Here is a 25,938-nt window from a genome sequence, read left to right on the forward strand (position 1 = left end):
CGCTCCGCCGATCGCGGTCGCCCGGTCGTTGAGGAGAAACGGCAAGGATCCTTTCCAGTCGGAAGGGCGGCCCGAAATCGCCGGGCCGGTCGTGCTCCCTGCCGGCCCCCCACAGGCCGAGCGTTTGCCGAGAACCCATGTCACTCTTCACATGCGATTGGGTGCCGCAATACATTGGTAGCACATGAAAAAGCCCAAACTTATGCCTTTATTGTATAAGTGGCTACAAATTGGTAATAATAGGGCCATGCGCCCGCAACCCGTACTCTCACTCAAGCAAATTCGTGCAATCAACGCGGTTGCCCAGACCCATGGATTTGGGCAGGCCGCCGAAGCGTTGAATACGACTCAATCGGTGGTGTCGCGCGCCGTTGCGTCGGCCGAGGCCGAACTGGGTGTGCCGCTGTTCCAGCGCGGCTGGGGCGGCACCGAGCCGACCGCGCGCTGCGAGCCGGTGCTGCGCTCCTGCACCAATGTGTTGCGTCTGGTCGAAGAGGCCGAGGACGAGATCGAGGCGATGTCCGGCACCCGTCCGTTGCTGATCAATTATCTGCGCTGGCACCAGCTCGAAGCGGTGGCGGCGGTGACGCGCTCGGGCAGCGTGTCGGCGGCATCGACCCGGCTCGGCATCACCCAGCCCGCTGTCAGCCGGGCGGTTTCCGCGATTTCGAGCCATTGCCGGCAGGATCTGTTCGAGCGCCGGCGCGGCGGCTTCATCGCCACGCCGCAGGCCGACCGGCTGGCGCAGTTGCGCGACGGGGTGAACCGCGAGCTGGCCAGGATCAAGCCGCTTCTGAACCTGCATGGCAAAGGGCTCGTCGGGCGCCTCGCTGTGGGAATGCTGCCCTTCTCGGGGCAGGAATCCGTGGCCATCGCCTTTGGCCAGCTTTCGCGCGAGCATCCCGATCTGCGGTTCGTGGCGGTGCCCGGCAGCTACGATATGCTGGTCGAGGCTCTGCGGCATGGCGAGATCGACTGTTTCGTCGGCATCCTGCGCAACCCGGTGCCGTACCGCGATCTGGTCGAAACCTATCTGTATGACGAACAATATACGCTGATGGCGCGGGCCGATCACCCTTGCCACGACAAGCCGCCGACGCTGACCAGCCTGAGCAAAGAGCGCTGGATCATCGCCCAGCACGGCACCCCGGCGCGCAGCTATTTCGAGCGGCTCTTCGCGACGGAGGGCGAAATTCCCCCCGCGCAAACCTGCGAGATGCTGTCGTTCAGCAGCGCTGAGAAACTCATCATTCGCTCGGATTCCATCGCTCTGCTGAGTTACGCCAAGAGCTATCTTGCAAACCTGCCCGATGGCTTGCGCCGGGTCGCGCTCGATCTGCCGGACAACCGCACCGCCATCGGGGTGACCACGCGGGTGGCGGCGCAGGACGATGAAATCGTGCAGTTGTTCATATCGACACTGCGCGAGCATCTGCCCTGACGGGGCAAAGCGCGCCGGAGTTGCGCCCTTACCGAACGGCGGCCGGGCGCCGCGGTCAGGTGTTCTGCGCGGCGGGCATGACGTGGCCGCATTCCTTGCAGGTGCGAAATTCCTCACTGTCGAAGAAGCGCTTGTAGGCTTGCGAGACCGGATCGCTGCGATAGTCGGTCACCTCGGCGCTTTCTTCATGCAGGAAGGCGTCGCATTCGGGGCAATACCAGCGGAATCGGTCCGCCTCGCCGGGGCGGCGTTTGCGCTCGGAGACCAGAAGCAGCGCCTCCGGCGGAAAGCGGGGCGAATGCGGCATCCCGGCGGGGGTGAAGTTCAGCCCGCCTTCGGGGACGACGACGATCTTTTCGTCGCCCTCGGGCGTGCGGATGTGAAGGTTCATCTGGCCACGGATCATGTACATGATCTCGTCACTCGGGTTGACGTGAAACTCGCTGCGGTATTCGCGCCCGCGCGCCACGAAGGTGAGGGCGTCGTTCTCCTGCCAGAGCACCCTGACGCGCTTGCCTTCCTTCTCAAGCTCGCGGCCCACCTCTTCGATCATGACGACCGGCGCATCATGCATGGAACGTGTGTACATAGGCCCTCGCTTTCTTCCGGTCGGGATCGCAACTCGCAGCGTGCCGCCCTGCGGCACGGGCATCTTGTCCGACGCCTTCGGGTGAAAGGATGCAATGAATTTCGATTTTGTAAACTGATTTCTTCGCGGATGCTTCTTGGTGCGCAGGTGAAAATCGACCAAAAACCGCAACTTCATGATGTTTTAAAAGAGAAAAATATGGATTGTCAAATCCGGCTATCGACAACAGTTTTTCACATTTGCTAAAAAATTTCGATATTATCACGCGACTCGAGCATCGCAGAACTCAGACAGTGACGGGAATCTGACACCTATGACCGACCGGACCGGGGCCATTGACGTCCAGCACCACATCCTGCCGCCGGCCTATGTCGACGCTGTCGGGGCCGAGGCGATCGGCTCGCTTCTGGTCTCGGGCAAGGTGCCGGTGTGGACGCCGCAGATCTCGGTCGAGGCGATGGACCGCAACGGGATCGCCCTTGCCGTCACCTCGATCTCGGCCCCCGCCTTTCCCTCCGAAACACCGCAGGAGGCCCGCCGCCTGGCGCGGCTGTGCAACGACTACGCCGCGCGCGCCTGCGCCGATCATCCGGGCAGGTTCGGCATGTTTGCAAGCCTGCCGATGCCCGATATTGCAGCCAGCCTGCGCGAGCTGGAATATGCGCTCGATGAGCTGGGGGCGGACGGCGTCTGCCTGATGACGAGCTATGACGGGCGCTATCCCGGCCATGCCGATTTCCGCGAGCTGTTCCAGGAGTTGGAGCATCGCGGCACCGTTGTGCATATGCATCCGGTTGCCACGCCGGGGCCGCAATACCTGCCGGGCATTCCCGCCGCGACGCTCGATTTCCCCTTCGACACCACCCGCGCCGTGCTGAGCCTGCTGTTCGAAGGGGTGCTCTCTCGCCTCAGCCGCAGCAGGATCATCCTGTCACATGCCGGCGGCGCGCTGCCCTTCCTCGCCGATCGCATTGCCCGGCTCGAACGCCGCCCCGACTTCCGCGCCGCCGTGCCCGAAGGTGCGCGCAACCTGATGCAGCGCCTCTATGTCGATACCGCGCTGTCGGCCAATCGTAGCGTGTTTCCCTCGCTGCTTGAGCTTTTCCCGCCCGAGCAGATCCTCTTCGCGAGCGATTATCCCTTCGCGCCCGAAGATACGATGACGGCGACGGTGACCGGGCTGGATGCGCTCGCCTTGCCAGACGATGCCCTTGCCGCGATCCGGCGCGAAAACGCCTTGCGACTGATGCCGACGCTGGCGGCGAGGATGTAGGCCCCCGCGCCGCGCGGCGGGAAGCGCCTTACAAATTCGCAAGAACTTCGATATTTTCGCGGAACCCAGACGATGGAGCCTCCCGGAATGGATGAAACCGCCACCAGTGCACCGGCTCAGGGCCGCGGCGATGACGCGACCGAGCCGACCTTCGCCACCCAGTCGGAGGCGGCCTATCACCGGATCCGCGAGGCGATCATCACCGGCCAACTCGCGCCCAACGAAAAGCTGCTGCTCGATGGCCTGCGCGAACGCTTCCGCTTCGGCACGAGTCCGCTGCGCGAAGCCCTGTCGCGCCTGGCGGCCGACCGGCTGGTGATCGCGCGGGGCCAACGGGGCTTTCGGGTCGCGCCGATTTCCGAGGAAGAGTACCGCGACATCGTCAATATGCGCCTTCTGCTGGAACCCGAGGCGCTGCAACGCTCCATTGCCAATGCCACGCTCGCATGGGAAGGCAACGTGGCCGCTGCGTTCCACCGCCTGTCGCGGGTCGAGAGCGCGCTTGACCGGGCGCCCGACGACAGCGGCGGCATCTGGGAGCACGAAAATCAACGCTTCCACTTCGCGCTGGTCGAGAATTGCGGCTCGCCGTGGCTGCTCAATTTCATCACCGCTCTCGCCGATCAGGCCGAGCGCTACCGTCGCCCGGCGGTGGAGATGCGCGCGGTGCCGATGGAGCGGCTGATTCAGGAGCACAAAGCCCTGTTCGACGCTGCGATGAGCCGCAACGCCACGCTCGCGGCAGAACTGCTCAAGGTCCATATCAGGAATGCGGCAAGCCATCTGTCCAAGGCGCTGTTTCACGCAGGTGACGACGCTGCCGGGGGGCAGGCAATCGAGGCAGGAAACGAGCAAGCCTAACTTGGAGCCGATTGGTGCTGACCCGCGCCGAAAACGGGCCACATGCCGAAGTGTCACAACGCCCGCCAGGCAGAGCCTAGGCGTCCTTCGGAGACACCTCGGCCATGCGCGCGCTGATGTCCTGCCCGTAGGCGGCAACCGCATTTTTCAGCGCCTCATAGTCCTGATTGTCCACCGCGCCGATCTCGAACGTGAAGGAGAGGCTGCCGAGCAGCAGTTTCTGATCGCTCAGGATCGGGGCGCAGATGCCGACCGAATCCGGGCGGTGGGTGCCGATCTCCATGCTGACCTTCTCGCGCCGCACCCGGGCGAGGGCCGCGTTCAGATCGCTGAAGGTGCCGCCATAGGGGAGGGCCGCGAATTCCTCGGTGTTTTCCTCGTAGAGTTTTTTCAGCCGGTAGCGCGAGGTGAAGGCCTGCAGGATGCCCGCATGCGCGCCCCGGACCTTCGGCATCGCGCGGCCCCGGTGGAACATGTCGCGCGTGTCGCCCTCGGATTTGCAGCGATAGATGCAGACAAGTTCGTCACGATAGGCGCGGGTGACATGGGCGGTGCCGGGATAGGCGCCGACCAGCTTGTTGGCGAAGGGCGCAGCCTCGGCGATCAGCGGATCGTTCGAGCGCATCTGGTATTCCAGAAGCGAAATCCGGGGCCCGATCGTATAGGCCCCGGTGGTCGACTGGATGATGAAGCCCGCATCGCTCAGCACCTTGAGGTAGCGGTAGCAGGAGGGCACGGCGACATCCATCTCCGCCGCGATCTCTTCCAGTGTGAGTGCGAAGCGGCCCTGCTCGAACATGTCGAAAATGCTCAGGGCCTTTTCCAGGCTCGACTTGCCCGACCCGTCGGCGGCCTCGCCGTCGCCGGTCAGCTCCGGTCCGTCTGTCTGGTCTTCGTCACGCATCCGCTTTCTCGTCCTCAGTCGCTCCTAGGCCGCGCCGCGCAGCCGGTCGACCAGCTCGCGGGGGGAGGGGGGCAGCCGGTCGCCACGCCAGGCAACGTGCTGGTCGGGGCGCACCAGCACCAGCGGGGCGCTGTAGACCTCGCGCAGCGGGTCTTCGGTGACCACGTCGACAACCTGCAATGGCAAACCCACCTCCTGTGCGGCGCTTTCCAGCGGCCCGGCCTCGATGGACGAGTCGAACCGCAGCAGATTGTAGCCGTCTCCCAGCGCATCATAAAGCGATTGTCCACCCTCAAGCCACAGGTGAGGTGCGCGGCAGCCGGGAACGATGGACGAGGTGAAGGTGTTCATCGTGTAGCCGGGCTGGGATGCGCCGTCATAGGCGATGATCGGGGAGGCGTCGTAGTAATAGCCGAAGTTGAGGCCGCCACAGCAATATTGCGCTACGTTGAGATCGTAGACCTCGCGGGCGAAGGCGGCGCGGTGGGCTTCGGCCTCCGGCGTCGTCTCCTCGATATCCGCCGGCACTTCGCTGCGCTGCGAGGCCATGGCGATGCAGTGGTTCATCGCGAAGTGGCTCACCTGCTCGGTGATTGGCAGCCGCTCGGCCTGATGGGCGGCGAGAATGCCCTCGGGCGCCCAGCCGTTGATATGGGCGGCGAGAATCCAGGTGAGGTTGGTGGCGTCGGCGATCCCGGCATTCATGCCGTATCCGGCATAGGGCACCCAGAGATGCGCGGCGTCGCCGCTGATGAACACCCGGTCCTCGCGCAGCTTGTTGGCCACGAGGCGGCGGCCAAACCAGTCTTCCTTGTTCAGAAGTTCGTAGTGGAACTCGGGGCCGACGCCGAGAATGGCGCGGATGCCGGCATCGCGGTCGACGCTGTCGAAGTCCGGCTCGTCGGGCTTGAGGTAATTGTGGACGATCCAGGTTTCCTTGCCGTCGATGGAATAGACATTGCCGACGCGCCGCGGGTTCATCGAGAACATCGCCCAGGCGCGGCCCGCCTGCATCTGCTCGATCAGCCCCGGCGCGCGGATGTAGCTCGACTGCACCCGCTGGATCACCGCATCGCCTTCGAGCTGCGCGCCGATCCCCTTGCGAACCTGCGATCTTCCGCCGTCGCAGCCGATCATGTAATCGGCGCGAACGCTCACCGTCTCGCCGCTGTCGAGGTCGCGCGCGGTGACGGTCACGCCGCTCCCGTCCTGGGCGAACCCGGTCATCTCGGTGCGGTAGAGCGCGGTAATCCGGTCGTATTTCGCCACTTCCGCCGCCATCAGCGGCTCAAGGAAGATCTGGTTGATCCGGTGCGGCGGCTCGGGCGTGGGCCAGGTGCTGTCGCAGCCGGTATCGGCCTCGGTGAAGCGCTCCGCACGGGAGGCGATGCGGATGCGGGTGATCTCCGGGCCGATCGAGGTGGTCCGGTAGGATACGTCATGCGGGTAATCCGCCGGCAGGCCCGCATTGCGCACGATGTCGGCAAAGCCGAGGCGGCGGAAGATCTCCATCGTGCGGGCCGAGACGTGGTTACACTTCACGCTTGGCGGCTCGCCCGCGTGGCGGGTTTCCAGCATCACCACGTCGATGCCGCGCCGGGCAAGGTCGATTGCCGAAACCATGCCGACCGGCCCGCCGCCGATGACGACGACCTGGGTGGAAAGCTCTGTCATCTGTCCATCGCTCCGTGACTGGCTCAGACCGCGTAGGGCAGGCCAAGCATGGCCTCGCGGAACCAGCGGTTGCCGATCTCGTCATGCGCCCAGAAATCGAGTGTCTGGTGCTGGCGGCGGGTGTCGAATTCGGTCTGGCCGGGGAAGGTGTGGAAGGCTTCCGACATCAGGCAGGACCAATGCACCGTCGGCCAGATCCGCTCCAGCGCGAGGCGCGAATAATCGTCGAGCAGCGCGTCGTCCTTGTCGAGCAGGTGGCGGCGGATCGCCTCGCCGAGCAGGCGCACATCGCCCACGGCGAGGTTGAGCCCCTTGGCGCCGCTCGGCGGCACGATATGCGCCGCGTCGCCGGCGATGGCCAGCTTGCCGTGGCGCATCTTCTCGCAGACGAAAGCGCGCAGGCGGGCCACGCTCTTTTCGATGATCGGGCCACGGGTGACCTTGTTGCCGTCCTGATCGGACAGGCGGCGGTCAAGCTCGTCCCAGATCTCGTCATCGCTCATCGAGGTGATGTCGAATTCGGGGTCGACCTGCAGATAGAGCCGCGAACGGGTGGCCGAGCGGGCGGAACTCACGGCAAGGCCGCGCGGGGTGTTGGAAAAGCCGCGGGTATGCGGGTTCGGCGTGGCTTCGGCGAGGATGCCGAACCAGGCGAAGGGAAATTCCTTGAGGTAGGAGGCCGCTTCGGCCCCCGGCAGGCTGCGGCGCGACACGCCGAGATAGCCATCGCACCCGGCGATGAAATCGCAGGTGAGCGTTTTGGTTTCACCATCGACCGAATAGGTCACGCTCGGGCTGTCTTCGATCCCGTCGAGCGAGGAAACCTCGGCCTCGAAGACGATCGGCAGGCCATCCGCCTCGCGGTGCTTGATCAGGTCTTCGACCACGTAGCTCTGGCCGTAATTGGTCAACCGGCGGCCATCTTCGTCTTCCAGCGGCACGTCGCGGCGCACGCCGTTCCAGAGAAACTGCATCGTCGGGTGGGCCACGCCCATTTCGTCGAGCCGCTCGGCCACGCCATATTCGCGCAAGGTGTCAACCGTGCCCTGTTCGAGCATCCCGGCACGCACCCGCGCCAGCACGTAGTCGCGGCTCCGGCGCTCAAGGATGACGGTGCCGATCCCGTGCGACTGGAGAATCCGACCCAGCAGAAGCCCCGCGGGGCCGGCGCCGATGATGGCCACTTGAGTATGCATTTTGACAGCCTTTTCTTCGTATTACAGGAGGGTGCGGAATGTGCCGCGATGCCTCGGGCGGGGGCCGGGCGTGGTCCGGCGAGGGGATGCCCCGCCGGACCGGTTGGGATTATTCGCTCCAGGCGACGTTATGGGCCGAGATGCCGTAGGGGTTCAGCAGCCCGCCACGGTCGGTCTTGTCGAGTGCGACGCCTTCGTTGTGGATGAAGACGATCGGGTTGGCCGAGAGCGGGAACAGAACGGCTTCGCTGTCCATCAGGTCGTAAAGTTCGGTCAGCGTCGCCAGCCGCGTCTCGCCGGCTTCGCTGTCGGCGCGCAGGGCCATGTCGGCAAAGCGCGGATCGCCGGTATAGTCGCTGGAGGCGTTACCGAAGTAGAAGGTCGGCGAATAGCCCGCATCCGGCATCCCGGCATGGGTGAAGAACATCACCGTCACTTCCAGCGCGCCATCGGCCCGCGACTTGCGGTAGGCGCCGATGGTTTCGGTCTTCACGCCGGCGCGGATGCCCACGGCTCGCAGGTAACCGGCCACCGCGTCGGCGAATTGCTGCATGTTGCTGGTGGTGGTGATGGTCAGATCGAACCCGTCGCCATAGCCCGCCTCGCTGAGCAGCGCGCGCGCCGTATCGGGATCGTAGCTGGCCGGGCTGCCGCCAGCGGGGCAATCCACCTGGCGGGCGAAGCAAAGCCGGTCCATCGCCGGGGCTTCGTCGCGCGCGCCGGTCAGGTTGGTGCGGATTTCCTCGCGGTTTATCGCGTGGGCGATGGCCTGACGCACTTTCAGATCGGTGAGCGGGGTATTGCCCGAGCGGCCGGCCGCATCAATCATCACGTAGAGGAAGGACAGGTCTTCCGACACGGTGGTGGTCACACCCGGCATCCCGTCCACCGAGGTGATGACGTCGGAGCTGGAGGCGGCGAAGATGTCGATCCCGCCGGTCAGCAGTTCGGCGATCTGCGACTGGGCGTCGGGGATCGGGCGGATCACGATGCGCTCGATCTCGGGCTTATCGCCAACGGTGTAATCCTCGTAGCGCTCAAGCACGAGCCCGGTTTCCGAGCTGACCTCGACGGCGCGATAGGGGCCGGTGCCCACCGGGGTCTTGCCCCAGAGTGCCTTGTCTTCAAGCGCGCCGTGCAGATCGGAGGGATACATCGGCATCCCGGTGGCGAAGCGCGCCATGATCGCGGCATAGGGCCGGTTGAGGTGCACGCGCACTGTGTAATCGTCGACCACCTCGGCATTGTCGATGAAGCTGTAGCGCGCCTTCGACGGGAAGCGGGCTTCCGGGTCGACCAGAAAGTTGAGCGTATAGGCCACATCTTCAGCGTTGAAGGCCGAGCCGTCGTGGAAGGTGATGCCCTCGCGCAGCGCGATATCCCAGGTTACATCGTCGACCGGGGTGAAGTCGCTCGCCAGAACGCCGGAATAGGTGCCGGTGTTGGGGTCGTAGGCGGCGAGGTTGTTGAAGACGGCGGAGGCCGAAAAGTCGGTCTCCGGCTTCGGGTCGTAGACCTCGTCGATCCCCTCGATGGGGAACGAAAAGGCCATGTTCAGCGTGCCGTCATCGGGGCCCGCGAGGGCTGCCGCGCCGGTGAGCGCCGAGAGGGCAATGCCCCCCAGAAGGCTCTTTTTCAGAAACATATCACTCCTCCTCTGTTGATCCTGTTCTGCGGATTTCGGTCATGTCGTCGCCGGGCGTTCCGAGCCCGGTATACAGGTGGCAGGCCACGTCGCTGCGCCCGCGCCGGACGCTGCCGGGCACGTGCGTTTCGCAGACCTCGAGCGCGTCGAAGCAGCGCGGGTGAAAATGGCAGCCGAGCGGCGGGTTGGTCGGGTCGGGGAAGCCGCCCTTGAACACGGGCTTGGGCAGTTCCTGGTGCGGTGCGGTCGACAGATGCGCGCTGCGCAGCTTGCGGGTGTAGGGATGCAGGGGATCGTCGAGCAGATCGTCGGCCGGTCCAAGCTCGACGATGCGGCCGAGATAGATCACCGCCACCCGGTCGGAGATATGGCGCACCACCGAAAGGTCGTGGCTGATGAACACGTAGGTCAGGTTCAGCTCGGCGCGCAGATCGGCCAGCAGGTTGAGGATCTGCGCCTGGATCGACACGTCGAGCGCCGAGGTGGGCTCGTCGCAGACGATGAGCTTGGGCCGGGTCACCAGCGCGCGACCGATGGCGATGCGCTGGCGCTGGCCGCCCGAGAGCGCGGTGGGGTAGGAATGGCCGAGCCGCTGCGGCAGGCCGACAAGCTCCATGATCTCGTCCACCGTCCGGCCGATCTCCTTGGCCGAGTGCGCCCCGCGCACGCGCAGCGGCATGGCGATCAGGTCCTTGACCGTCTTGCGCGGATTCAGCGCCGATTGCGGGTCCTGAAAGATCGGCTGGATGCGCTCGGCGATGTCGCGCCGGCGCTGGTGGTGGATTTCCTTGCCCTCGAACAGCACCTTGCCCGAGGTCGGCTTCTGGATGCCGAGGATGGCGTTGGCGAGGGTGGATTTGCCGCAGCCGCTTTCACCGACGATGGAAAGCACCTCGCCCTCCTGCACGTCGAGCGAAATGCCATTCAGCGCCCGCAGCAATTTGGGCTTGCTGAACAGCCCGCCGCCGATCGGGAAGTGCACGCGCAGATTGCGGATTTCGAGCAGGCCACTCATTGTCCGCCCTCCTGTGCGCGGGTTTCGGCAAGGATCGCATCGGCATGGATGCAGCGCGCCATGCGGCCTGCGCCCACGGCGACCTCAGGGATCGGGTCCGAGGCGCAGGCGGGTTCGGCCAGCGCGCAGCGGTTGCGGAAGAGGCAGCCATGCAGGTTGCCCGCGAGCGAGGGAACCATGCCGGGAATGGTGTTGAGCGGCTGGCCGCGGTCGTCGTCTTCCATCCGGGGGATGCAATTGAGCAGGCCGCTTGTATAGGGATGGGCCGGGTTGGCGATCACGTCTTTCGCCGGGCCGCTCTCGACCACGCCGCCGGCATAGAGCACCAGCACGCGGTCGGCGATGCTCGCCACCACGCCGAAATCATGGGTGATGAGGATCAGCGCCATCTTGAACTCGTCCTGCAACTCGCGCAGCAGCGACAGGATCAGCGCCTGCACCGTCACGTCGAGTGCGGTGGTGGGTTCGTCGGCGATGATGAGCTTGGGTTTGCACATCATGGCGATGGCGATCACCACCCGCTGGCGCAGACCGCCCGAAAGCTGATGCGGATATTGCCGCATCCGCGCCGCCGCGTTGCGCATCCCGACCCGCTCCAGCAGGTAGATGGCGCGCTCCTCGGCCTCGGCGCGGGTGCCGAGGCCGTGGGCGAGGTAGACCTCGATCAGTTGTTCGCCCACGGTCAGCACCGGGTTCAGCGAGGTCATCGGGTCCTGAAAGATGACCGAGATCTCGTTGCCGCGGATCGTGCGCATCTGGTCGCGGGGCAGGGTGAGTAGATCGCGCCCTTCGAAGGCGAGCTTGTCGGCGGTCACCGTGGCGCGTTTCGGCTGCAGGCCGACCAGCGCCATCGTGTTGACCGATTTGCCCGAGCCGCTCTCGCCGACAATGGCGAGGGTTTCGCCGGGATTGAGCTCGTAGCTGATATCGCGCCCCACGGTGATCGTGCCGTGGCTGGCGCCGATCCGGGTGGAGAGGTTGCGCACCTCAAGAAGCGGGCGTTTCTGGGTCGTCGTCGGCATCGCGCTCACCCCTTTCCTTCCGGCGAGGTGATGTCGCGCAGCCCGTCACCGATCAGGTTGATCGCCACCACCAGCGCGAAGATCGCGATGCCGGGGATCATGATTAGGTAGGGCTTGGCAAACATCAGCGTGCGGCCTTCCGAGATCATCAGGCCCCAGCTCGGCGTTGGCGGCTGGATGCCGAGGCCGAGAAAGGAGAGCGTGGCTTCCACGAGGATCGCCAGCGCCATTTCCAGCGAGGCCACGACGATGATCTGGTTCATCAGGTTGGGCAGCATCTCGCGCATCAGAATCCAGCGCGACGAGGCGCCGGCCACCTCGGCGGCGGTGATGAAATCGCGTTTGGACAGCTGCTGCGTGGTGGTGCGCGCGACCACGGCGAAGCGGTCCCAGAACAACAGCCCGAGGATCAGGGTGATCGTGACCAGCGAGCCGCCGAAGATCGACACCAGAGACAGCGCGATCAGGATGCCGGGCATCGCCAGCTTCACGTTGATCAGGAAAACCACGAAATCGTCTACCCGGCCGCCGAAATAGCCGCCGCACATGCCGATGATCGTGCCGATGATGCCCGAGATGATCGCCGCGCCGACGCCCGCGATCAGCGTCACCCGCGCGCCGTAGATCAGCCGCGAGAGGATGTCGCGCCCAAGCCCGTCGGTGCCGAGAATATGCGCCCAGTCGCCGCCTTCCTGCCAGACCGGCGGGCTGAGCTTGGTGGCGATCTCCTGCACGTAAGGATCGTGCGGCGCGACGATGGGGGCGAAGATGGCGCTCACCATGACGACGAGCAGCACGAACAGGCCGACCAGCAGGCCGACATGGCCGCGCGCCTGCAGCAGCGCCTGACGCGCCGGCGAAAGCGGCATGATTTCGGCCATGTCTTCGGAGGAGGGGGGACGTTCGGGCATGGTCATTTCACTCTGATCCGCGGATCGAGCCACATGTTGATCAGGTCGGCGGCGAGGGTGAGCAGGATGTAGATGAAGGACAGGAAGAACAGGATCGCCTGAACCACCGGAAAGTCGATCCGGATGATCGACTTGTAGGCCAGCGCGCCGATGCCGTTGATCGCGAAGATCGTCTCCACCACCACCGAGCCGCCGAGCATGAAGCCGAGCGAGATCGCCGAGACGGAGACAACCGGCAGGATCGCATTGCGCAGCGCGTGTTTGAAAAAGACGGTGCGCGGCGCCAGCCCCTTGGCCCAGGCCATGCGGATATATTGCGATTCAAGCGTGTCGAGCATGCCCGAGCGGGTCAGGCGCATGAGTTGCGGCATCACCGAGACGGCCATCACGACCACCGGCATCACCAGGTTTTTCCAGCTTCCGGCGCCCGAGATCGGCAGGAGCCGCCATTGCACGCCGAGCCAGTAGATCATCAGCAGCGCCAGCCAGAAGCTGGGGATCGCCTTGCCCGAGACGGCGACGAACAGCGAAAAGCGGTCGATCCAGCTGTTTGGATTGGCCGCCGCCGCCACGCCGAGCGGAACCGAGACCACCAGCGCGAGGATCAGGCTGTAGAGCGAAAGCTGAAACGTTACCGGCGCAGCGGCGAGGATCATGTCCATCGTCGGCTCGGCGGTGAAGAGCGACTTGCCCAGATCGCCCTTGAGCACGTTGACCAGCCAGTCGACATATTGCACCGCGAAGGGCCGGTCGAGCCCGTGGGCATGGGCGATGGCCGCCACGTCCTCAGCCGTCGCGCCATCGCCGGCGAGGATGGTGGCGAGATCGCCCGACATCCGCAGCAGCGCGAAACTGATGATCGACACCGCCACCGCCACGGCGAAGGCGACGATCATACGTTTGAGAACGTAGGATCCCACGGGGATGCCTCCTTACAGGGCGAGTCCGAAGACCCGCTTGGCGTTGTTGCCGAGAATGTCGGCCTTTTCGTCTTCGGTGATGAAGTCGATCTCGCGGATCAGCGGCACCAGATCGTCGAAGGCCATCCCGGTATCGGGGTTGATCGACGAGCCCACGCCCGGCATCTCGGCACCATAGAGGCATTGCGAGGGGCCGACGACCTTGACCAGAAGCTCGATCGCTTCGCGCGAATAGAGCACCGTGTCGAAGTAGAGTTTGCGCAGCCGGTCGCTGAACCGTTTGCCGGCCACGTCCATGCCCTTGCGCGGCACGCTGGTGGCGTCGAACCGGCCCACCTGGTAGGGGATCGCGCCGCCGCCGTGGCTGACGAGGATCTTCAGATCGGGAAAATCGTCGAGCACGGTGGATTTGCACAGCCCGTAGACGGCGGTGGTTTCCTCGTTGATGAAGTGCAGCGAATAGGGCTCGCGCGGCATCAGCCGGGAACTGGCCGAGTGGATATGGCCCACCACGTCGAGATCGCACAGCTTTTCGTAGAGCGGATACCAGTAGCGGTCGCCCATCGGCGGGGCCTTGCGGCCATTGTTCTCGAACGGGTCGGGGTTGATCAGGCAACCGCGGAAGCCGAGATCCTTCACCGCGCGCTCCAGTTCCGGCAGGCTCTCCTCGATCGGGCTGTCGCCGGTCTGCGGCAGGCCGGCAATGCCGGTGAAGCGGCCCGGATAGAGCGCGCATTGCTGAGCGATGAGATCGTTCACCACCGAAACGTACCAGTGGACGAGCTGCTTGGGCTCTTCGGAATGCATGAGTTGAAACGGACGCGGCGAGAGCAGTTGATGATCCACCCCGGCGCGGTCGAGGCATTCGATATGGCCGTATTCCGCCATCTCGACGCGGGTGAAGGCGGTGCGGATTTCATCCTCGGTGAAGCTCGGCCGTTTCTGGCCATGCGCGCCGCGATGCGACAGTAGGCTCGCCTTCCATGCCGGAAGCTTTCCCGGAACCGCCATATGCGCATGACAATCAATGATCATGTAATCCTCCCTTCGCCCGCTTGCAGCGAGTCGCGTTGCGGTGAACATGTTAAATTTTCCGGAGGCAGTCAACAATTATCAAATCGTGATAAAGTTTATTGCCTCTGGAATGGCGCCGGGCGATAGTGTGAAGCAACGTAAAGCCTTATGCCGGGAGGAAGCCAACGTGTCCGACGATTACCCCGATCTTCATCTGTTCATAGCGGGCGAATGGCGCGTGGCGGGCAACCGCGATGTGCTGCCGGTGCTCGACCCGACCTCGAATCAGCCCGTTGCCGAACTGCCCGTCGCCACGCGGCAGGATCTGGACGATGCGCTGGCGGCGGCGCAGGCGGCCTTTCCGGCCTGGCGCGATACCCCGGCCTATGACCGGGCGCGGATCCTGCGACGGGCTGGCGATCTGATGCGCGAGCGGGCCGGGCGGATCGGGCGGGCGACGACGATGGAGCAGGGTAAGCCGCTGGCCGAATCCACGGCCGAGGCCCTTGCCTGCGCCGATATCTTCGACTGGTTCGCCGAGGAGGCGCGCCGCGCCTATGGCCGGATCGTGCCGTCGAAACAGCCCGGCGTGCGCCACAACGTGATCAAGGAGCCGGTCGGCCCGGTTGCCGCCTTCACGCCCTGGAACTTTCCCACCACGATCCCGTCGCGCAAGATGGCGGCGGCGCTGGCCGCCGGTTGCACCGTCATCATCAAGCCCGCCGAGGAAACCCCGGCAAGCTGCCTCGAACTCGCCCGTGCGCTGGACGATGCCGGGTTGCCCAAAGGGGTGCTCAACGTGGTCTTCGGCCATCCGGCGGAGATTTCGGAGCATCTGATCGCCTCGCCGGTCATCAAGAAGATGTCTTTCACCGGATCGACCGCCGTCGGCAAGCACCTGTCGCGGCTGGCGGCGGAGACGCTGACCAAGACGACGATGGAACTGGGCGGCCATGCGCCGGTGATCGTGATGGACGATGCCGATATCGACAAGGCCGCCGCGATGATGGCGCGTTCGAAATACCGCAATGCCGGGCAGATCTGCATCACGCCCACGCGCTTTTATCTGCATGAGGCGATCCACGATGCCTTCGTCGAGAAATTCGCGGCCATCGCCGGTGGGCTCACCGTGGGCAACGGGCTCGACCCGGAGACCGGGATGGGCCCGCTTGCCAATACCCGCCGGCTCGACGCGATGGAGGCGCTGATCGGCAATGCGCGCGAGGCGGGCGCGGGCCTGCGCCTTGGCGGCGAGCGGATCGGTAATGCCGGGAACTTCTGGGCGCCGACCGTGCTCACCGACGTGCCGGACAGCGCGGATATCATGAGCGTGGAACCGTTCGGGCCGGTGGCCGTCACCCAGCGCTTCAGCGATCTCGACGCGGCGATCCGCGAGGCCAACCGGCTGCCCTACGGGCTGTCGGCCTATGCCTTCACCGCCTCGGGCGCGACGGCGATGGAGATCAGCGACAGGCTGGAGGCGGGGATGATCGGCGTCAACTTCGCGGTGCTGACCGGGCCGGAGACCCCCTTTGGCGGGATAAAGGACAGCGGTCACGGCTCGGAAGGCGGCATCGAGGGGCTGGAGGGGTTCCTCAACACCAAATACGTCGCGCAGGCTTAGCCATAGGCACGCGGATTGCCCCGCAAACCGAGCCAGGCGGCCACCGCGATCCCGGCAAGGCCCGCGCCCGCGACCACCGCCGACATCGGCACCAGATCGCCCAGAGCGCCCAGTGCGAAACCGCTGAGCGCGATGGCGCCGAAGCTGGTGGTGGTCCACCATGTCAGGGTGCGGGCGCGGTAATCCTCGGCCACGCTCACATGCAGCGTCGCCTGGGTGCCGATCGCCACAATCGTGGCCGAGGCGGCGGCGGCGGCGAGCGCTCCGGTCATCACCAGCGGTACCGGGAACAACCCGGCGATGGTTACCGAGAGCGTGCCCACGGCCAGCGCCACCATCGTCGTGCGGAACACGTCGCGGCTGGCGAGGATCGGCAGGTTCATCGCCAGCGAGGCGGCCAGCGCACCGATCCCCGCGGTAGAGGTGAGAATGGCAAGCTGGTGGCTGTCGCCGTCCAGCGCGCCGCCGGTGATCGCGGGCATGATCTCGATCACGCTGCGCACGAAGATCGCGTTGATCGAGGTGGCGAGGATGCACCAGCGGATCAGCCCGTCCTGCACCACGTAGCGCAACCCGTCGACCAGCCCCTGCCGCGGCGTGCCGGCGCGCAAGGCGCTGCGCGGGCGCTCGGCCAGCGGGATATGGGCAAGCACGAAGATGATCGGCAGGAAGGTGATCGGGTTCACCGCCAGGCTGTTTTCGGTGCCGATGGCGGCAATCAGCACCCCCGCCAGCGCAGGCCCGGCGATCCGGGTCACGTTGAAGGCGGCGGCGTTCAGCCGGACCGCGCCCGAAAGCAGGCCGGGCGGCACGATCTGCGAAACCATGACCAGCCGCACCGGGTGCATCGCCGCGCTCGCCGTGCCGATCAGCAGCGAGATTGCCGCGATCACCACGATGCCCGGCTCGAAAAACCGGACCGTCACAAAGAGCAGGGTGGAAATGAGCGCGAGCGCGATATTGACGAGAATCGCCGCCCGCCGCATCGGCCAGTTTTCCGCCAGCACGCCGAGAAACGGCCCGAGAATGCCTGATGGCGCCACGTAGGCGACGGCGACGAAGCCGGTCCAGAAGGTCGATTGCGTCGTTTCCCAGGCGTACCAGCCGAGCGCGACCCGTTCGATCCACAGCCCGGAATAGGAGACGACATTGGCTGCCATGTATTTCGCAAAGCCTGCGTGGCGAATTGCGCTCATCTTCGGGGTCCGGTTTTACTCATAAAATCCGTGGCTTAAGCGGGTGTTTCCCGGCCAGGGCCGGGTCGGGGCCGCCACCTGTGCCAAAAGCGCATGGATCGCGGAAAAAGGCAAGGACATGTGAAAAGATATTGCCATTTGAGAAAATTTTTGCTTTTTGATCTGCCAACAGCCTCGCGCCGGCGAGGGGTGGTCATGTCGCGAACAGGGCCCTTCGAGTAAGACAACAGGGAGAGAAACCAATGGCCAGCATTGTTGGCGTCATCACCACGGCGCATGGACCGCAACTGCACACGACGCCAGACAAGTGGCTGCTCCGGCTCGAATCGGACCGCAAGCGCAAGCACCCGTTTCGCGGCGGCGTCTACAGCTTCGACGAGCTGATCGAACTGCGCAAGGGCGAGGGGCTGGCCGAGAAATCCTCGATGCCCGCGATGGAGGCCAACCACGCCGCCTGCGAGCTTGCGACAGAGCAGCTTGCCGAGGCCTTCGACGCGATGAAGGCCGATGTGGCGGTGATCTTCGGCAATGACCAGCATGAGATCTACGGCGACGATCTGAGCCCGCCCTACATGGTCTATTACGGCGACAAGATCCCGCATTTCCCCGCCTCCGAAGAGGGCCGCGCGCTGATGCCGCCCGGCGTGCGCGAAGGCGAGGCGGGCCATGCCCCCGACAGCTACCGCGAATACGATTGCCAGTCGGACCTCGCGCGCCACATCATCTCCACGCTGATCGAGGCCGAGTTCGACGTGACCGTTTCGCCCGAGCTGCCCTCGCACAATCCGCGTACCAACGGCGTGAGCCATGCCTTTGGCCATATCTACCGCCAGGTGATGCGCGACAAGGTGATCCCCTCGGTGCCGATCTATCAGAACACGTTTTTCCCGCCCAACCAGCCCTCGGCGCGCCGCTCCTACAATTTCGGCAAGACGGTGGGCCGGGCGATCCGCTCGTGGAAGAGCGATGCGCGGGTCGTGGTCTTTGGCTCCGGCGGCATGAGCCATTTCGTGATCGACGAGGATTGGGACCATCGCTTCATGCGGGCGATGCGCGAGAAGGACGGGGCGTTTCTCAAGTCCATCCCGATCTCGGAGCTGCAATCGGGCACCTCGGAGATGAAAAGCTGGATCTCGGCGGCGGGCGTGATGGAAGAGCTCGACACCGAAATGCACGAGATCGCCTATGTGCCCTGCTACCGCTCGGAGGCGGGCACCGGCACGGCGCAGGGCATGTATTGGTGGGATGTGAAAAACTGATGGCGGATGAACTGGAAAGGCTGGCGCGGCTCGATGCCTGCGCCGTATCCGACGCGATGGATGCGCTGGGGCTTGGCCCCGCGCTGACCGGCCTTGGCCGCCTCTCGGGCGAGGGGCTGCTGGTGGGGCGCATCCGCACGGTAGAACTGGCCGCCGGGCCCGCCCCCGCCGATGCGCCGAAGGTGCATCTGGGCGCGCGCGCCATTGCCGGGGCCGATGGCGAAACGGTGATCGTGGTTGCTCATCCCGGCATTGACGCGGGCGGCTGGGGCGGGGTGCTGTCCAACGCCGCGCAGATCGCCGGCGTGCGGGGCGTGGTGGTCGATGGGCCGGTGCGCGATATCGACGAGGCGCGCGGTCTTGGCTTCGCGCTGTTCGCCCGCGGCACCACTGCGCGCACCGCGCGTGGACGGGTGCATGAGGTGGCGACGGGCGGGCCGATCGAGATCGACGGGCTGCGGATCGAGGATGGCGACTACATCGTCGCCGACGGCTCCGGCACGGTCGTGATCCCGGCGGCCTCCATCGCCGCGCTGCTCGACAAGGCCGAGGCGATTGCCGCCCGCGAGGCGGCGATGACGCGCGATCTGCGCGCGGGCGTGACCGTCACCGAGGTGATGGGCGCCGATTACGAGACCATGCTGGAGACGAAATGATGACCGATGCCAATGTCGACCGCGCCCGCAAGCTCGATTGCGCCACCCTGTCCGACGCGATGGACAAGCTGGGGATCGAGGGCGTTTGCCGGGGGATCAAGCCGCGCGATCACGGCTTTCGCCTCGCCGGGCGGGCCTACACCGTGCTTTATGGGCCGATTGATCCGATCAATCCCGGCACCGTGGGCGATTACGTCGACGAGATGAAACCGGGCGAGGTCGCGGTGCTCGACAATGGCGGGCGCGAGGATTGCACGGTCTGGGGCGATATCCTCACCCAGTTTGCCCATACAAGTGGCCTCGCCGGCACGGTGATCGACGGCCCCTGCCGCGACGTGCATCTGTGCCTTGAACTGGGCTACCCGGTCTATTCGCGCAGCTTTTCGATGAAAACCGGCAAGGACCGGGTGCAGGTGGATGCGGTGCAGGTACCGGTGAATATCGGCGATGCGCGGGTCTGCCCCGGCGATCTTCTGGTGGGCGACAGCGACGGGGTGGTGGTCATCCCGCGCGGGCGCGAAGAGGATGTGCTGGCCGAGGCCGAGCGTATCCAGGCTGCCGAAGACGCGATCCGGGCGCTGGTGGCCGAGGGCCATTCGATCACCGAGGCGCGCCGTAAGATGAACTACCACGCGCTGCAGACGCGCGAGAAGGCGTGAGCCGGCCATGAATATTGCCGTGAAAGAGATCGAGCGCGCCGCGCAGGCCACCATCGACGGGCTGGCCGAGGCCGGCGTGGCGACGGTGCACGAGGTGATGGGCCGGGTCGGGCTGATGTCGTCGCGGATGCGGCCGATCCAGCAGGACCGCGCCATCGCCGGCAGCGCCGTAACCGTCTCGGTACCGCCCGCCGACAACTGGATGATCCATATCGCGCTCGAACTGGTGGCGCCCGGCGACATGCTCGTCGTCGCGCCCGTCTCGCCCTCGGATGCGGGCTATTTCGGCGATCTGCTGGCCGCCTCGGCGATGGCGCTGGGCTGCCGGGGGCTGGTGATCGACGCGGGCGTGCGCGATACACGCGATCTGCGCGCGATGGGCTTTCCGGTCTGGTCCAGCGCCGTCTGCGCGCAGGGCACGGTGAAGGAAACGCTGGGTGAGGTGAACCTGCCGATCTCCTGCGCCGGGGCCATCGTGCAGCCCGGCGATGTGGTGGTGGCCGATGACGATGGCGTCGTCGTGGTGCCGCGCGCCCGTGCCGACGAGGTTCTGGCCGCCGCCCGCGCGCGGATCGCCAATGAAGACGAAAAACGCCGCGAACTGCAAAAAGGAACCCTGAGCCTCGATCTTTACGATCTCAGGCAGCCCGCCATCGGCAAGGGGCTGAGCTACCGTTAGGGACGGGGACAGGCGCTCCAATACGAAAGGGAGGATCATGACAAGCAACAAGCTGGAGGCGGCACGCATCCGGGAGCTGGAGGCCATTCACGGCCAGTCCGACACCCGCGACGTGCTGGCCCGGGCGACAAGCCAGGCCCAGGCCGCCTATGACGATTACTTCGTCGTCGATATCGACGCCCATGTGTCTGAAGACCACTTCTGGGGCGAGGTGATCGAGCTGATCGACAACGACTATCTGCGCGATCTGGGGATGACCCAGCTCAAGGGGTTCGGCGGCAACAACGCGCTGCTGAACATCGCGCCGGGCCTGTCGCATCAGAGCGTCGGCGGGCGGATCGGGCATCAGGGCCGCCGCGAGCCGGTCGAGGGCGTCGAGGGGCACCCCTTCGTCATCGCCGCGCAACGCGGGATGGATGCGATGGGGCTCGACTATCAGATCGTATTTCCCTCGGCGATGCTGCTGCTCGGGATGCACCCGCAGGACGAGGTGGAGGTGGCGCTGGCGGGCGCCTTCAACCGCTGGATGGTCGAACGCATCCTGCCGATGGACCGGCGACTGAAAGGGCTGCTCTATCTGCCCTACAACACCCCGGAAGCCTGCGAGGCGCTGGTGGAGAAATATGCCGGTGCGGATGACATCATCGGCTTCACCGTCTGCTCGACCCGCAACAACGCGATCCATTCGGACGTATATATGCGGCTCTACGCGATGATCGAGGAGACGGGCAAGCCGCTGGCCTTCCATTCGGGCTATCACTGGGGCGATCCCTCGTTTGCCCAGCTTAACCGCTTCCTGTCGATGCATGCGCTGTCGTTCACGCATTACAACCAGATCCACGTGACGAACTGGCTCATCAACGCCATGCCCGAGCGCTTTCCGAAGCTGAAGATGCTCTGGGTCGAAAGCGGGCTGGCCTGGATTCCCTTCCTGATGCAGCGGCTCGACCACGAGGTGCTGATGCGCCCGAGCGAGGCGCCGGGCATGAAGCGCCTGCCCAGCGAATACATGCAGGAGATGTGGTATACGAGCCAGCCGCTCGAACGCACCAACATGGAGCTGCTCGAAGCGACGATGAAGGTGATGAAGGCCGAGACGCAGCTTCTCTACTCGTCCGACTGGCCGCACTGGGACTGGGATCCGCCCTCGACCATCACCTCGCTGCCCTTCCTCTCGGATCAGGCGAAGCGCAACATTCTCGGCCTCAACGCCGCGCGCCTGTTCAACCTCGATACCACGCCGCTGAAGCCGAAGGCCGATCAGGTGCTGGCGGGCCGACCGGGGAGATCGTGACGATGACGAATGACAACATTCAGGCGCAGGACGTGGCGCGGCTGAACGAGCTGGTGGCGGAGCTGTCCGCCCTCACCGAACGGCTGACCGCCGGGCGGCTGCCCGATGACGTGGCCGATGCCGATATCACCGATCTGATCGCGGCCGGTGCGCGGCTGTTTTCGGCGCGCACCGATATCGAGGGCAAGCAGGAGCTTGCCTTTCCGCCGCACGGCCTCAATGCCACGCAAAGCGTGGTGCTGGTGACCGCGCTGATGGAAGCGGCGGATATCAACCTGTTCGATCTCGCGATCTGGTACAGGAGGGTGGCATGAGCGCAGACAGCCGCGACATCGCCATCGGCGCCTATGACGAGCTGAAGGAGCGCGAGAGGATCGTGCTCGATATCGACGGTGTGTCGATCGGCGTCTACTTCATCGCGGGCGAGATCCGGGCCTGGCACAATGTCTGCCCGCATCTGGGCGGGCCGGTCTGCCAGGGCAAGATCGTGCCGCGCACCCTGCAGGGCGTCGACGAGGCGACGCGCAAGAGCAGGGGGCTTCAGCTTTCGCAGGATGAAAAGATGCTGGTCTGTCCCTGGCATGGCTTCGAGTTCGATATCCTGAATGGCCGCCATGCCATCGACGACCGTCACCGGCTGAAGGCGGTGCCGGTTCGTGTGGAGGCGGGACAGGTGGTTGTGACCCTGTAAGGTCATCGGATTTCGGACCTGCCCGGTGCGTCGGGCAGGTCCACTCCCTGGAAGGGCGGCGCCAAGTGCGCCGCCCTTTTCCGTATTTAAACAAGGGATTGTGGGTCACACATAAACTTATTTGCTTGAACAAACAAAGTGTGTAAATAATCTCGAAATATGAGAATAATCAGAATCACCATGTGGCATCCGGGGAGGGAATGACGTGGCGGATCTTTCGGGAAAAGTGGCGCTGGTTACCGGGGCGGGATCGGGCATTGGTTTCGATCTGGCGGCGGAACTCGCGCGTCAGGGCGCGCGGGTGGTGCTGGGCGATGTGGCCGGCGCCGAGCGTGCGGCTGCGCGGATCGGCGCTGAGGCGGCCCTTGGTGTGCAGATGGATGTGACCGATGCAGGCCAGGTGGCCGCGGCGGTAGAGGCCGCCCGCAGCCGGTTCGGCGGGCTCGACATCGTGGTCAACAATGCCGGGCTGTTCACGAATATCACCCGCGCCAGCTTTGCCGATCTGCCGCTCGATGAATGGGAGCGGGTCTTTGCCGTTAACGTCACCGGGGTGCTGCACATCGTGCGCGCCGCCTGGCCGCTGCTGAAGCGCTCCGGGGCCGGGCGGGTGATCAACATCACCTCCGCCACCGTGTTCTCGGCCCCGCCGATGATGCTGCATTACGTCGCCACCAAAGGGGCGCTGACGGCGATGACGCGCAGCATGGCGCGCGAGATGGGGGCGGACGGGATCACCGTCAACGCCGTAGCGCCGGGCTACACGCTGAGCGAGGGCGTGTTGGCGCGCAGCGCCGGGGCCGAGGATCCGCAACAGGAACGCGCCCGCAATGCCCGCGCGATCAAACGCGACCAGGTGCCCGGCGATCTGACCGGCGCGGTCGCCTTTCTCGCGGGCGACGCCGCGGGATTCATCACCGGCCAGACCCTCGTGGTCGATGGCGGCGCGGTGATGCACTGAGCAGGATCAACAGGGTCAGGGAGGACCAGATGGCTCACGATTTCGGAAATATCGACGCGATGATCGCCGATCCTCGCACCTATATGGACCGCGCCACCTATCACGCGCTGTTTGCCCATCTGCGCCGCGAGGAGCCGGTGCGCTGGACCGCGCCCGAAGGCATCGCGCCGTTCTGGCTGGTCTCGCGCCACGCGGATGTGCACTCGGTCGAAAGCCGCGCCAGCGTGTTCCTCAACGCGCCGCGCGCGGTGATGCGGCCTGTCGCGGTGGAAGAGGCGCTGGCCGCCAGGCAGGCGGGGCACAAGGAAATCATCCGCTCGATGAACAATATGGATGGCGAGGAGCATCGGCAGGTGCGCGCCATCACCAGCCGCAACTTCCTGCTGCCCTCGGTGCGCCGGATGACCGACGAGATCGACGCGATCGCGCAGGAATTCGTCAGCCGCCTGATCTACAAGGGGCCGGAGACGGATTTCGTGCAGGACGTGGCGGTGTGGTATCCGTTGCGGGTGATCATGGCGCTGCTCGGCGTGCCCGCCGGGGATGAGGCGCTGATGCTGAAACTCACGCGCGAAATCTTCGAGGAAAAGTCGCGTGACGAGTTCGGCAAACAGAGGGATCAGGCACAGCTCGGCTTCTTCAGCTACTTCCGGGATGTGCTTGAAGACAGGCGAAAAAATCCGCGCGACGACCTTGCCACCACCATCGCCAACGGCACGGTGAACGGGGCGCCGTTGCCGGAGTTTGAATCGCTCTCCTACTGCCTCACCGTCGCCACCGCCGGGCACGACACGACCGCGGCCACCATCGCCGGCGGGCTGCTGGCGCTGATCGAGAACCCGGACCAGATGCAGAAGCTGCGCGCCGACGTGTCGCTGATCGACAGCGCGGTCGAGGAGATGCTGCGCTGGGTGGCGCCGGTCAAACACTTCTTCCGCACCGCCGCCGAGGATACGCGGATCGGGGAAACCGCGATCAGGGCGGGCGACAGCGTGATGCTCGCCTTCCCGTCGCCCGGCTTCGATGCCGATATGGTCGAGGCGCCGGAAGAGTTCCGCGTCGACCGCGCGCCGAACCCGCATCTGGCGCTTGGCTCCGGCCCCCATGCCTGCCTCGGCCAGCACCTCGCGCGGCTGGAGATCAGGCAATTCTTCCTCGCCTTCTTCGACCGGATCGACGAGATCGCACTGAACGGCACGCCCAGCTATTCCCCAAGCTCCTTCATCAGCGGGTTGAGCAGCCTCCCGGTGAAATTTACAGTGAAATGAGTGGATTGATGGGCATAGTGAAAGTAAATACGATGGTCACGTTCCATCTGGAAACCCGCGATGGCACCCGCCGCGAGATCACCGGCGCGGCTGGTATCTCCGCGATGGAGGCGATCCGCGCGAGCGGCTGTGACGAGATCGCCGCCACCTGCGGCGGATCGTGCTCCTGCGCCACCTGCCATGTCTATCTGCGCAAGGCCGCGCCCGAATTCCTGCCGCCGATCAGCCCGACCGAGGAGGATCTGCTCGACTTCGCCGAAGACCGCACAGAGCAGTCGCGCCTGTCTTGCCAGGTGATCCTGCGGCCGGAACTGGACGGGATGGAGATCACGGTCGCGCCCGCCAGTGCGTTCTGACAGGCGCGGTGCGTTGACCGCCCCGGTCGCGCATGTTTGGCTGCGCAGGCGGGCGCGGAGCCCCGGACGGGAAAGACCGGACAGATGAGCGAGATACGCGACACACTCATGGCGGGCGATGCCTTCGCGGCGCTCGCCTTTCACGAAGAGGCCGACCCGTCGCGCCAGCGGTCGGCCCATGTGCGCGAAACCATTGTCGGCGTGGCTGAGCGCAAGTTTCTCGATTTCGGCTATGACGCGGTTTCGACCCACGAGATTTCGAAGGAAGCGGGCGTGCCGCAAAGCCTGATCCGCTACCATTTTGGCGCCAAGATCGGGCTCTGGCAGGCGGCGATGGATGCCTATTTTGGCCGGTTTCGCAACGATTTCCATGCCAGGATCACCGCGTTGTCGGGGCTGGACGACGCAAGCTTCCTGCGGGGCGTGATCGGCTTCATCGCCTCATGGCCCGCGAGCAACTATCCTTACATCCAGAAGGCGATGGCCGAGATCAACCGCGATGATGCCGATATGCTCGGCTGGCTCGCTGCGCGCCATATTCAACCGATCTACCGGGTGGTGACGCAGATCCTTGCCGGCGGCCAGCGGGCCGGGCTGGTGCGGGACGTGCCGCTGCCGAACCTCTATTACATCCTGTTTCTCGCCTCCTCGATCTTCGGCCTCAGTGACGAGATCGGGCTTGTGACGGGCGTGGATGCGACCGCCGAGAGCTTTGAAAAGGACCATGCACAGGCGGTGATTTCGTTGCTGATGAGGTGACGGATGCAATTTCAGACTTGAAAATTCGCACAATATGATAAAATTATCACCTCAAGCCGTAAGCGACTTTG

General features: G+C 65.1%; 27 protein-coding genes. 15 read left to right on the forward strand and 12 right to left on the reverse strand.

The window, feature by feature from the left end; translation table 11 throughout:
- The first annotated feature begins 247 nt into the window (after nt 1–247).
- Complete coding sequence (locus QMG28_RS19170; RefSeq protein ID WP_281843846.1) at nt 248–1,441, forward strand: LysR family transcriptional regulator; 1,194 nt, start codon at nt 248–250, stop codon at nt 1,439–1,441.
- A gap of 55 nt (nt 1,442–1,496) precedes the next feature.
- Here QMG28_RS19170 and QMG28_RS19175 read toward each other — a convergent pair whose 3' ends face one another.
- Nucleotides 1,497–2,030: a 3-hydroxyanthranilate 3,4-dioxygenase gene (locus QMG28_RS19175; protein WP_281843847.1), complete on the reverse strand. Its 534-nt coding sequence runs from the start codon at nt 2,028–2,030 to the stop codon at nt 1,497–1,499.
- 313 nt (nt 2,031–2,343) lie between these two features.
- Between QMG28_RS19175 and QMG28_RS19180 the strand changes: the two genes are divergently transcribed.
- Together QMG28_RS19180 and QMG28_RS19185 are read left to right on the forward strand one after the other, a co-directional pair.
- A complete protein-coding gene (locus tag QMG28_RS19180; RefSeq protein ID WP_281843848.1) occupies nt 2,344–3,303 on the forward strand; it encodes an amidohydrolase family protein in 960 nt (319 codons plus the stop codon).
- Nucleotides 3,304–3,390: 87 nt separating this feature from the next.
- Nucleotides 3,391–4,164 (forward strand): GntR family transcriptional regulator, encoded by a 774-nt coding sequence (locus tag QMG28_RS19185; protein ID WP_281843849.1) that lies wholly within the window; start codon nt 3,391–3,393, stop codon nt 4,162–4,164.
- 76 nt (nt 4,165–4,240) lie between these two features.
- Here QMG28_RS19185 and QMG28_RS19190 read toward each other — a convergent pair whose 3' ends face one another.
- From QMG28_RS19190 to QMG28_RS19230, 9 genes are all read right to left on the reverse strand, one after another.
- Complete coding sequence (locus QMG28_RS19190) at nt 4,241–5,068, reverse strand: IclR family transcriptional regulator (RefSeq protein ID WP_281843850.1); 828 nt, start codon at nt 5,066–5,068, stop codon at nt 4,241–4,243.
- A gap of 24 nt (nt 5,069–5,092) precedes the next feature.
- On the reverse strand, nt 5,093–6,742 hold the full coding sequence (locus tag QMG28_RS19195) for an FAD-dependent oxidoreductase (protein WP_281843851.1): 1,650 nt from the start codon (nt 6,740–6,742) through the stop codon (nt 5,093–5,095).
- Nucleotides 6,743–6,765: 23 nt separating this feature from the next.
- Nucleotides 6,766–7,938, reverse strand: coding sequence for a 4-hydroxybenzoate 3-monooxygenase (locus tag QMG28_RS19200; RefSeq protein ID WP_281843852.1), 1,173 nt, complete (start codon nt 7,936–7,938; stop codon nt 6,766–6,768).
- A 109-nt stretch (nt 7,939–8,047) separates the two neighbouring features.
- Nucleotides 8,048–9,583, reverse strand: coding sequence for an ABC transporter substrate-binding protein (locus QMG28_RS19205; protein WP_281843853.1), 1,536 nt, complete (start codon nt 9,581–9,583; stop codon nt 8,048–8,050).
- 1 nt (nt 9,584) lies between these two features.
- Entirely contained in the window at nt 9,585–10,598 is a 1,014-nt protein-coding gene (locus tag QMG28_RS19210) for an ABC transporter ATP-binding protein (protein WP_281843854.1), read from the reverse strand.
- The gene (locus QMG28_RS19215; RefSeq protein ID WP_281843855.1) at nt 10,595–11,620 is read right to left on the reverse strand and encodes an ABC transporter ATP-binding protein; all 1,026 of its coding nucleotides are present in this window, start codon (nt 11,618–11,620) and stop codon (nt 10,595–10,597) included. The genes QMG28_RS19210 and QMG28_RS19215 overlap by 4 nt, the downstream gene beginning before the upstream one ends.
- Nucleotides 11,621–11,625: 5 nt before the next feature.
- Nucleotides 11,626–12,531: an ABC transporter permease gene (locus tag QMG28_RS19220; protein WP_281843856.1), complete on the reverse strand. Its 906-nt coding sequence runs from the start codon at nt 12,529–12,531 to the stop codon at nt 11,626–11,628.
- A 2-nt stretch (nt 12,532–12,533) separates the two neighbouring features.
- Nucleotides 12,534–13,451 carry an ABC transporter permease gene (locus tag QMG28_RS19225; protein ID WP_281843857.1) on the reverse strand — a complete coding sequence of 306 codons (918 nt, stop codon included), beginning with the start codon at nt 13,449–13,451 and terminating at the stop codon, nt 12,534–12,536.
- 12 nt (nt 13,452–13,463) lie between these two features.
- Nucleotides 13,464–14,486 carry an amidohydrolase family protein gene (locus tag QMG28_RS19230; protein WP_281843858.1) on the reverse strand — a complete coding sequence of 341 codons (1,023 nt, stop codon included), beginning with the start codon at nt 14,484–14,486 and terminating at the stop codon, nt 13,464–13,466.
- A gap of 166 nt (nt 14,487–14,652) precedes the next feature.
- Between QMG28_RS19230 and QMG28_RS19235 the strand changes: the two genes are divergently transcribed.
- Nucleotides 14,653–16,089 carry an NAD-dependent succinate-semialdehyde dehydrogenase gene (locus tag QMG28_RS19235; protein ID WP_281843859.1) on the forward strand — a complete coding sequence of 479 codons (1,437 nt, stop codon included), beginning with the start codon at nt 14,653–14,655 and terminating at the stop codon, nt 16,087–16,089.
- Here the strand turns inward: QMG28_RS19235 and QMG28_RS19240 are convergent.
- Together QMG28_RS19240 and QMG28_RS19245 are read right to left on the reverse strand one after the other, a co-directional pair.
- The gene (locus tag QMG28_RS19240; RefSeq protein ID WP_281843860.1) at nt 16,086–17,285 is read right to left on the reverse strand and encodes an MFS transporter; all 1,200 of its coding nucleotides are present in this window, start codon (nt 17,283–17,285) and stop codon (nt 16,086–16,088) included. The genes QMG28_RS19235 and QMG28_RS19240 overlap by 4 nt on opposite strands.
- A gap of 19 nt (nt 17,286–17,304) precedes the next feature.
- Entirely contained in the window at nt 17,305–17,454 is a 150-nt protein-coding gene (locus QMG28_RS19245; protein WP_281843861.1) for a hypothetical protein, read from the reverse strand.
- Nucleotides 17,455–17,527: 73 nt separating this feature from the next.
- Here QMG28_RS19245 and QMG28_RS19250 point away from each other — a divergent pair, with 73 nt between their 5' ends.
- The 11 genes from QMG28_RS19250 (at nt 17,528) to QMG28_RS19300 (ending at nt 25,867) form a co-directional block, all read left to right on the forward strand.
- Entirely contained in the window at nt 17,528–18,544 is a 1,017-nt protein-coding gene (locus QMG28_RS19250) for a DODA-type extradiol aromatic ring-opening family dioxygenase (RefSeq protein WP_281843862.1), read from the forward strand.
- Nucleotides 18,544–19,200, forward strand: coding sequence for an RraA family protein (locus QMG28_RS19255; protein ID WP_281843863.1), 657 nt, complete (start codon nt 18,544–18,546; stop codon nt 19,198–19,200). Before QMG28_RS19250 ends, QMG28_RS19255 begins: the two co-directional genes overlap by 1 nt.
- Nucleotides 19,200–19,859: an RraA family protein gene (locus QMG28_RS19260; protein WP_281843864.1), complete on the forward strand. Its 660-nt coding sequence runs from the start codon at nt 19,200–19,202 to the stop codon at nt 19,857–19,859. The genes QMG28_RS19255 and QMG28_RS19260 overlap by 1 nt, the downstream gene beginning before the upstream one ends.
- A 7-nt stretch (nt 19,860–19,866) precedes the next feature.
- Nucleotides 19,867–20,538 carry a 4-carboxy-4-hydroxy-2-oxoadipate aldolase/oxaloacetate decarboxylase gene (locus QMG28_RS19265; RefSeq protein ID WP_281843865.1) on the forward strand — a complete coding sequence of 224 codons (672 nt, stop codon included), beginning with the start codon at nt 19,867–19,869 and terminating at the stop codon, nt 20,536–20,538.
- A gap of 37 nt (nt 20,539–20,575) precedes the next feature.
- Entirely contained in the window at nt 20,576–21,832 is a 1,257-nt protein-coding gene (locus QMG28_RS19270; RefSeq protein ID WP_281843866.1) for an amidohydrolase family protein, read from the forward strand.
- Nucleotides 21,833–21,834: 2 nt separating this feature from the next.
- A complete protein-coding gene (locus tag QMG28_RS19275) occupies nt 21,835–22,146 on the forward strand; it encodes a hypothetical protein (RefSeq protein WP_281843867.1) in 312 nt (103 codons plus the stop codon).
- The gene (locus QMG28_RS19280; RefSeq protein WP_281843868.1) at nt 22,143–22,523 is read left to right on the forward strand and encodes a Rieske (2Fe-2S) protein; all 381 of its coding nucleotides are present in this window, start codon (nt 22,143–22,145) and stop codon (nt 22,521–22,523) included. The genes QMG28_RS19275 and QMG28_RS19280 overlap by 4 nt, the downstream gene beginning before the upstream one ends.
- A 205-nt stretch (nt 22,524–22,728) precedes the next feature.
- Nucleotides 22,729–23,484: an SDR family NAD(P)-dependent oxidoreductase gene (locus tag QMG28_RS19285; RefSeq protein ID WP_281843869.1), complete on the forward strand. Its 756-nt coding sequence runs from the start codon at nt 22,729–22,731 to the stop codon at nt 23,482–23,484.
- A 29-nt stretch (nt 23,485–23,513) separates the two neighbouring features.
- On the forward strand, nt 23,514–24,752 hold the full coding sequence (locus QMG28_RS19290; RefSeq protein WP_281843870.1) for a cytochrome P450: 1,239 nt from the start codon (nt 23,514–23,516) through the stop codon (nt 24,750–24,752).
- Between the two features lie 8 nt (nt 24,753–24,760).
- Nucleotides 24,761–25,108, forward strand: a complete 348-nt coding sequence (locus tag QMG28_RS19295; RefSeq protein WP_281843871.1) for a 2Fe-2S iron-sulfur cluster-binding protein — start codon at nt 24,761–24,763, stop codon at nt 25,106–25,108.
- An 84-nt stretch (nt 25,109–25,192) separates the two neighbouring features.
- Nucleotides 25,193–25,867 carry a TetR/AcrR family transcriptional regulator gene (locus QMG28_RS19300; RefSeq protein ID WP_281843872.1) on the forward strand — a complete coding sequence of 225 codons (675 nt, stop codon included), beginning with the start codon at nt 25,193–25,195 and terminating at the stop codon, nt 25,865–25,867.
- The last annotated feature ends 71 nt before the right edge of the window (nt 25,868–25,938 follow it).

This window comes from Sinisalibacter aestuarii (assembly GCF_027923545.1).
Classification (GTDB): Bacteria; Pseudomonadota; Alphaproteobacteria; order Rhodobacterales; family Rhodobacteraceae; genus Sinisalibacter; species Sinisalibacter aestuarii.

Bases quoted from the DNA above. Each gene is read 5' to 3' on its own strand.
- QMG28_RS19170 (WP_281843846.1), top strand. From the start codon at position 248: ATGCGCCCGCAACCCGTACTCTCACTCAAGCAAATTCGTGCAATCAAC.
- QMG28_RS19175 (WP_281843847.1), bottom strand. From the start codon at position 2,030: ATGTACACACGTTCCATGCATGATGCGCCGGTCGTCATGATCGAAGAG.
- QMG28_RS19180 (WP_281843848.1), top strand. From the start codon at position 2,344: ATGACCGACCGGACCGGGGCCATTGACGTCCAGCACCACATCCTGCCG.
- QMG28_RS19185 (WP_281843849.1), top strand. From the start codon at position 3,391: ATGGATGAAACCGCCACCAGTGCACCGGCTCAGGGCCGCGGCGATGAC.
- QMG28_RS19190 (WP_281843850.1), bottom strand. From the start codon at position 5,068: ATGCGTGACGAAGACCAGACAGACGGACCGGAGCTGACCGGCGACGGC.
- QMG28_RS19195 (WP_281843851.1), bottom strand. From the start codon at position 6,742: ATGACAGAGCTTTCCACCCAGGTCGTCGTCATCGGCGGCGGGCCGGTC.
- QMG28_RS19200 (WP_281843852.1), bottom strand. From the start codon at position 7,938: ATGCATACTCAAGTGGCCATCATCGGCGCCGGCCCCGCGGGGCTTCTG.
- QMG28_RS19205 (WP_281843853.1), bottom strand. From the start codon at position 9,583: ATGTTTCTGAAAAAGAGCCTTCTGGGGGGCATTGCCCTCTCGGCGCTC.
- QMG28_RS19210 (WP_281843854.1), bottom strand. From the start codon at position 10,598: ATGAGTGGCCTGCTCGAAATCCGCAATCTGCGCGTGCACTTCCCGATC.
- QMG28_RS19215 (WP_281843855.1), bottom strand. From the start codon at position 11,620: ATGCCGACGACGACCCAGAAACGCCCGCTTCTTGAGGTGCGCAACCTC.
- QMG28_RS19220 (WP_281843856.1), bottom strand. From the start codon at position 12,531: ATGCCCGAACGTCCCCCCTCCTCCGAAGACATGGCCGAAATCATGCCG.
- QMG28_RS19230 (WP_281843858.1), bottom strand. From the start codon at position 14,486: ATGATCATTGATTGTCATGCGCATATGGCGGTTCCGGGAAAGCTTCCG.
- QMG28_RS19240 (WP_281843860.1), bottom strand. From the start codon at position 17,285: ATGAGCGCAATTCGCCACGCAGGCTTTGCGAAATACATGGCAGCCAAT.
- QMG28_RS19250 (WP_281843862.1), top strand. From the start codon at position 17,528: ATGGCCAGCATTGTTGGCGTCATCACCACGGCGCATGGACCGCAACTG.
- QMG28_RS19255 (WP_281843863.1), top strand. From the start codon at position 18,544: ATGGCGGATGAACTGGAAAGGCTGGCGCGGCTCGATGCCTGCGCCGTA.
- QMG28_RS19260 (WP_281843864.1), top strand. From the start codon at position 19,200: ATGACCGATGCCAATGTCGACCGCGCCCGCAAGCTCGATTGCGCCACC.
- QMG28_RS19265 (WP_281843865.1), top strand. From the start codon at position 19,867: ATGAATATTGCCGTGAAAGAGATCGAGCGCGCCGCGCAGGCCACCATC.
- QMG28_RS19270 (WP_281843866.1), top strand. From the start codon at position 20,576: ATGACAAGCAACAAGCTGGAGGCGGCACGCATCCGGGAGCTGGAGGCC.
- QMG28_RS19275 (WP_281843867.1), top strand. From the start codon at position 21,835: ATGACGAATGACAACATTCAGGCGCAGGACGTGGCGCGGCTGAACGAG.
- QMG28_RS19280 (WP_281843868.1), top strand. From the start codon at position 22,143: ATGAGCGCAGACAGCCGCGACATCGCCATCGGCGCCTATGACGAGCTG.
- QMG28_RS19290 (WP_281843870.1), top strand. From the start codon at position 23,514: ATGGCTCACGATTTCGGAAATATCGACGCGATGATCGCCGATCCTCGC.
- QMG28_RS19295 (WP_281843871.1), top strand. From the start codon at position 24,761: ATGGGCATAGTGAAAGTAAATACGATGGTCACGTTCCATCTGGAAACC.
- QMG28_RS19300 (WP_281843872.1), top strand. From the start codon at position 25,193: ATGAGCGAGATACGCGACACACTCATGGCGGGCGATGCCTTCGCGGCG.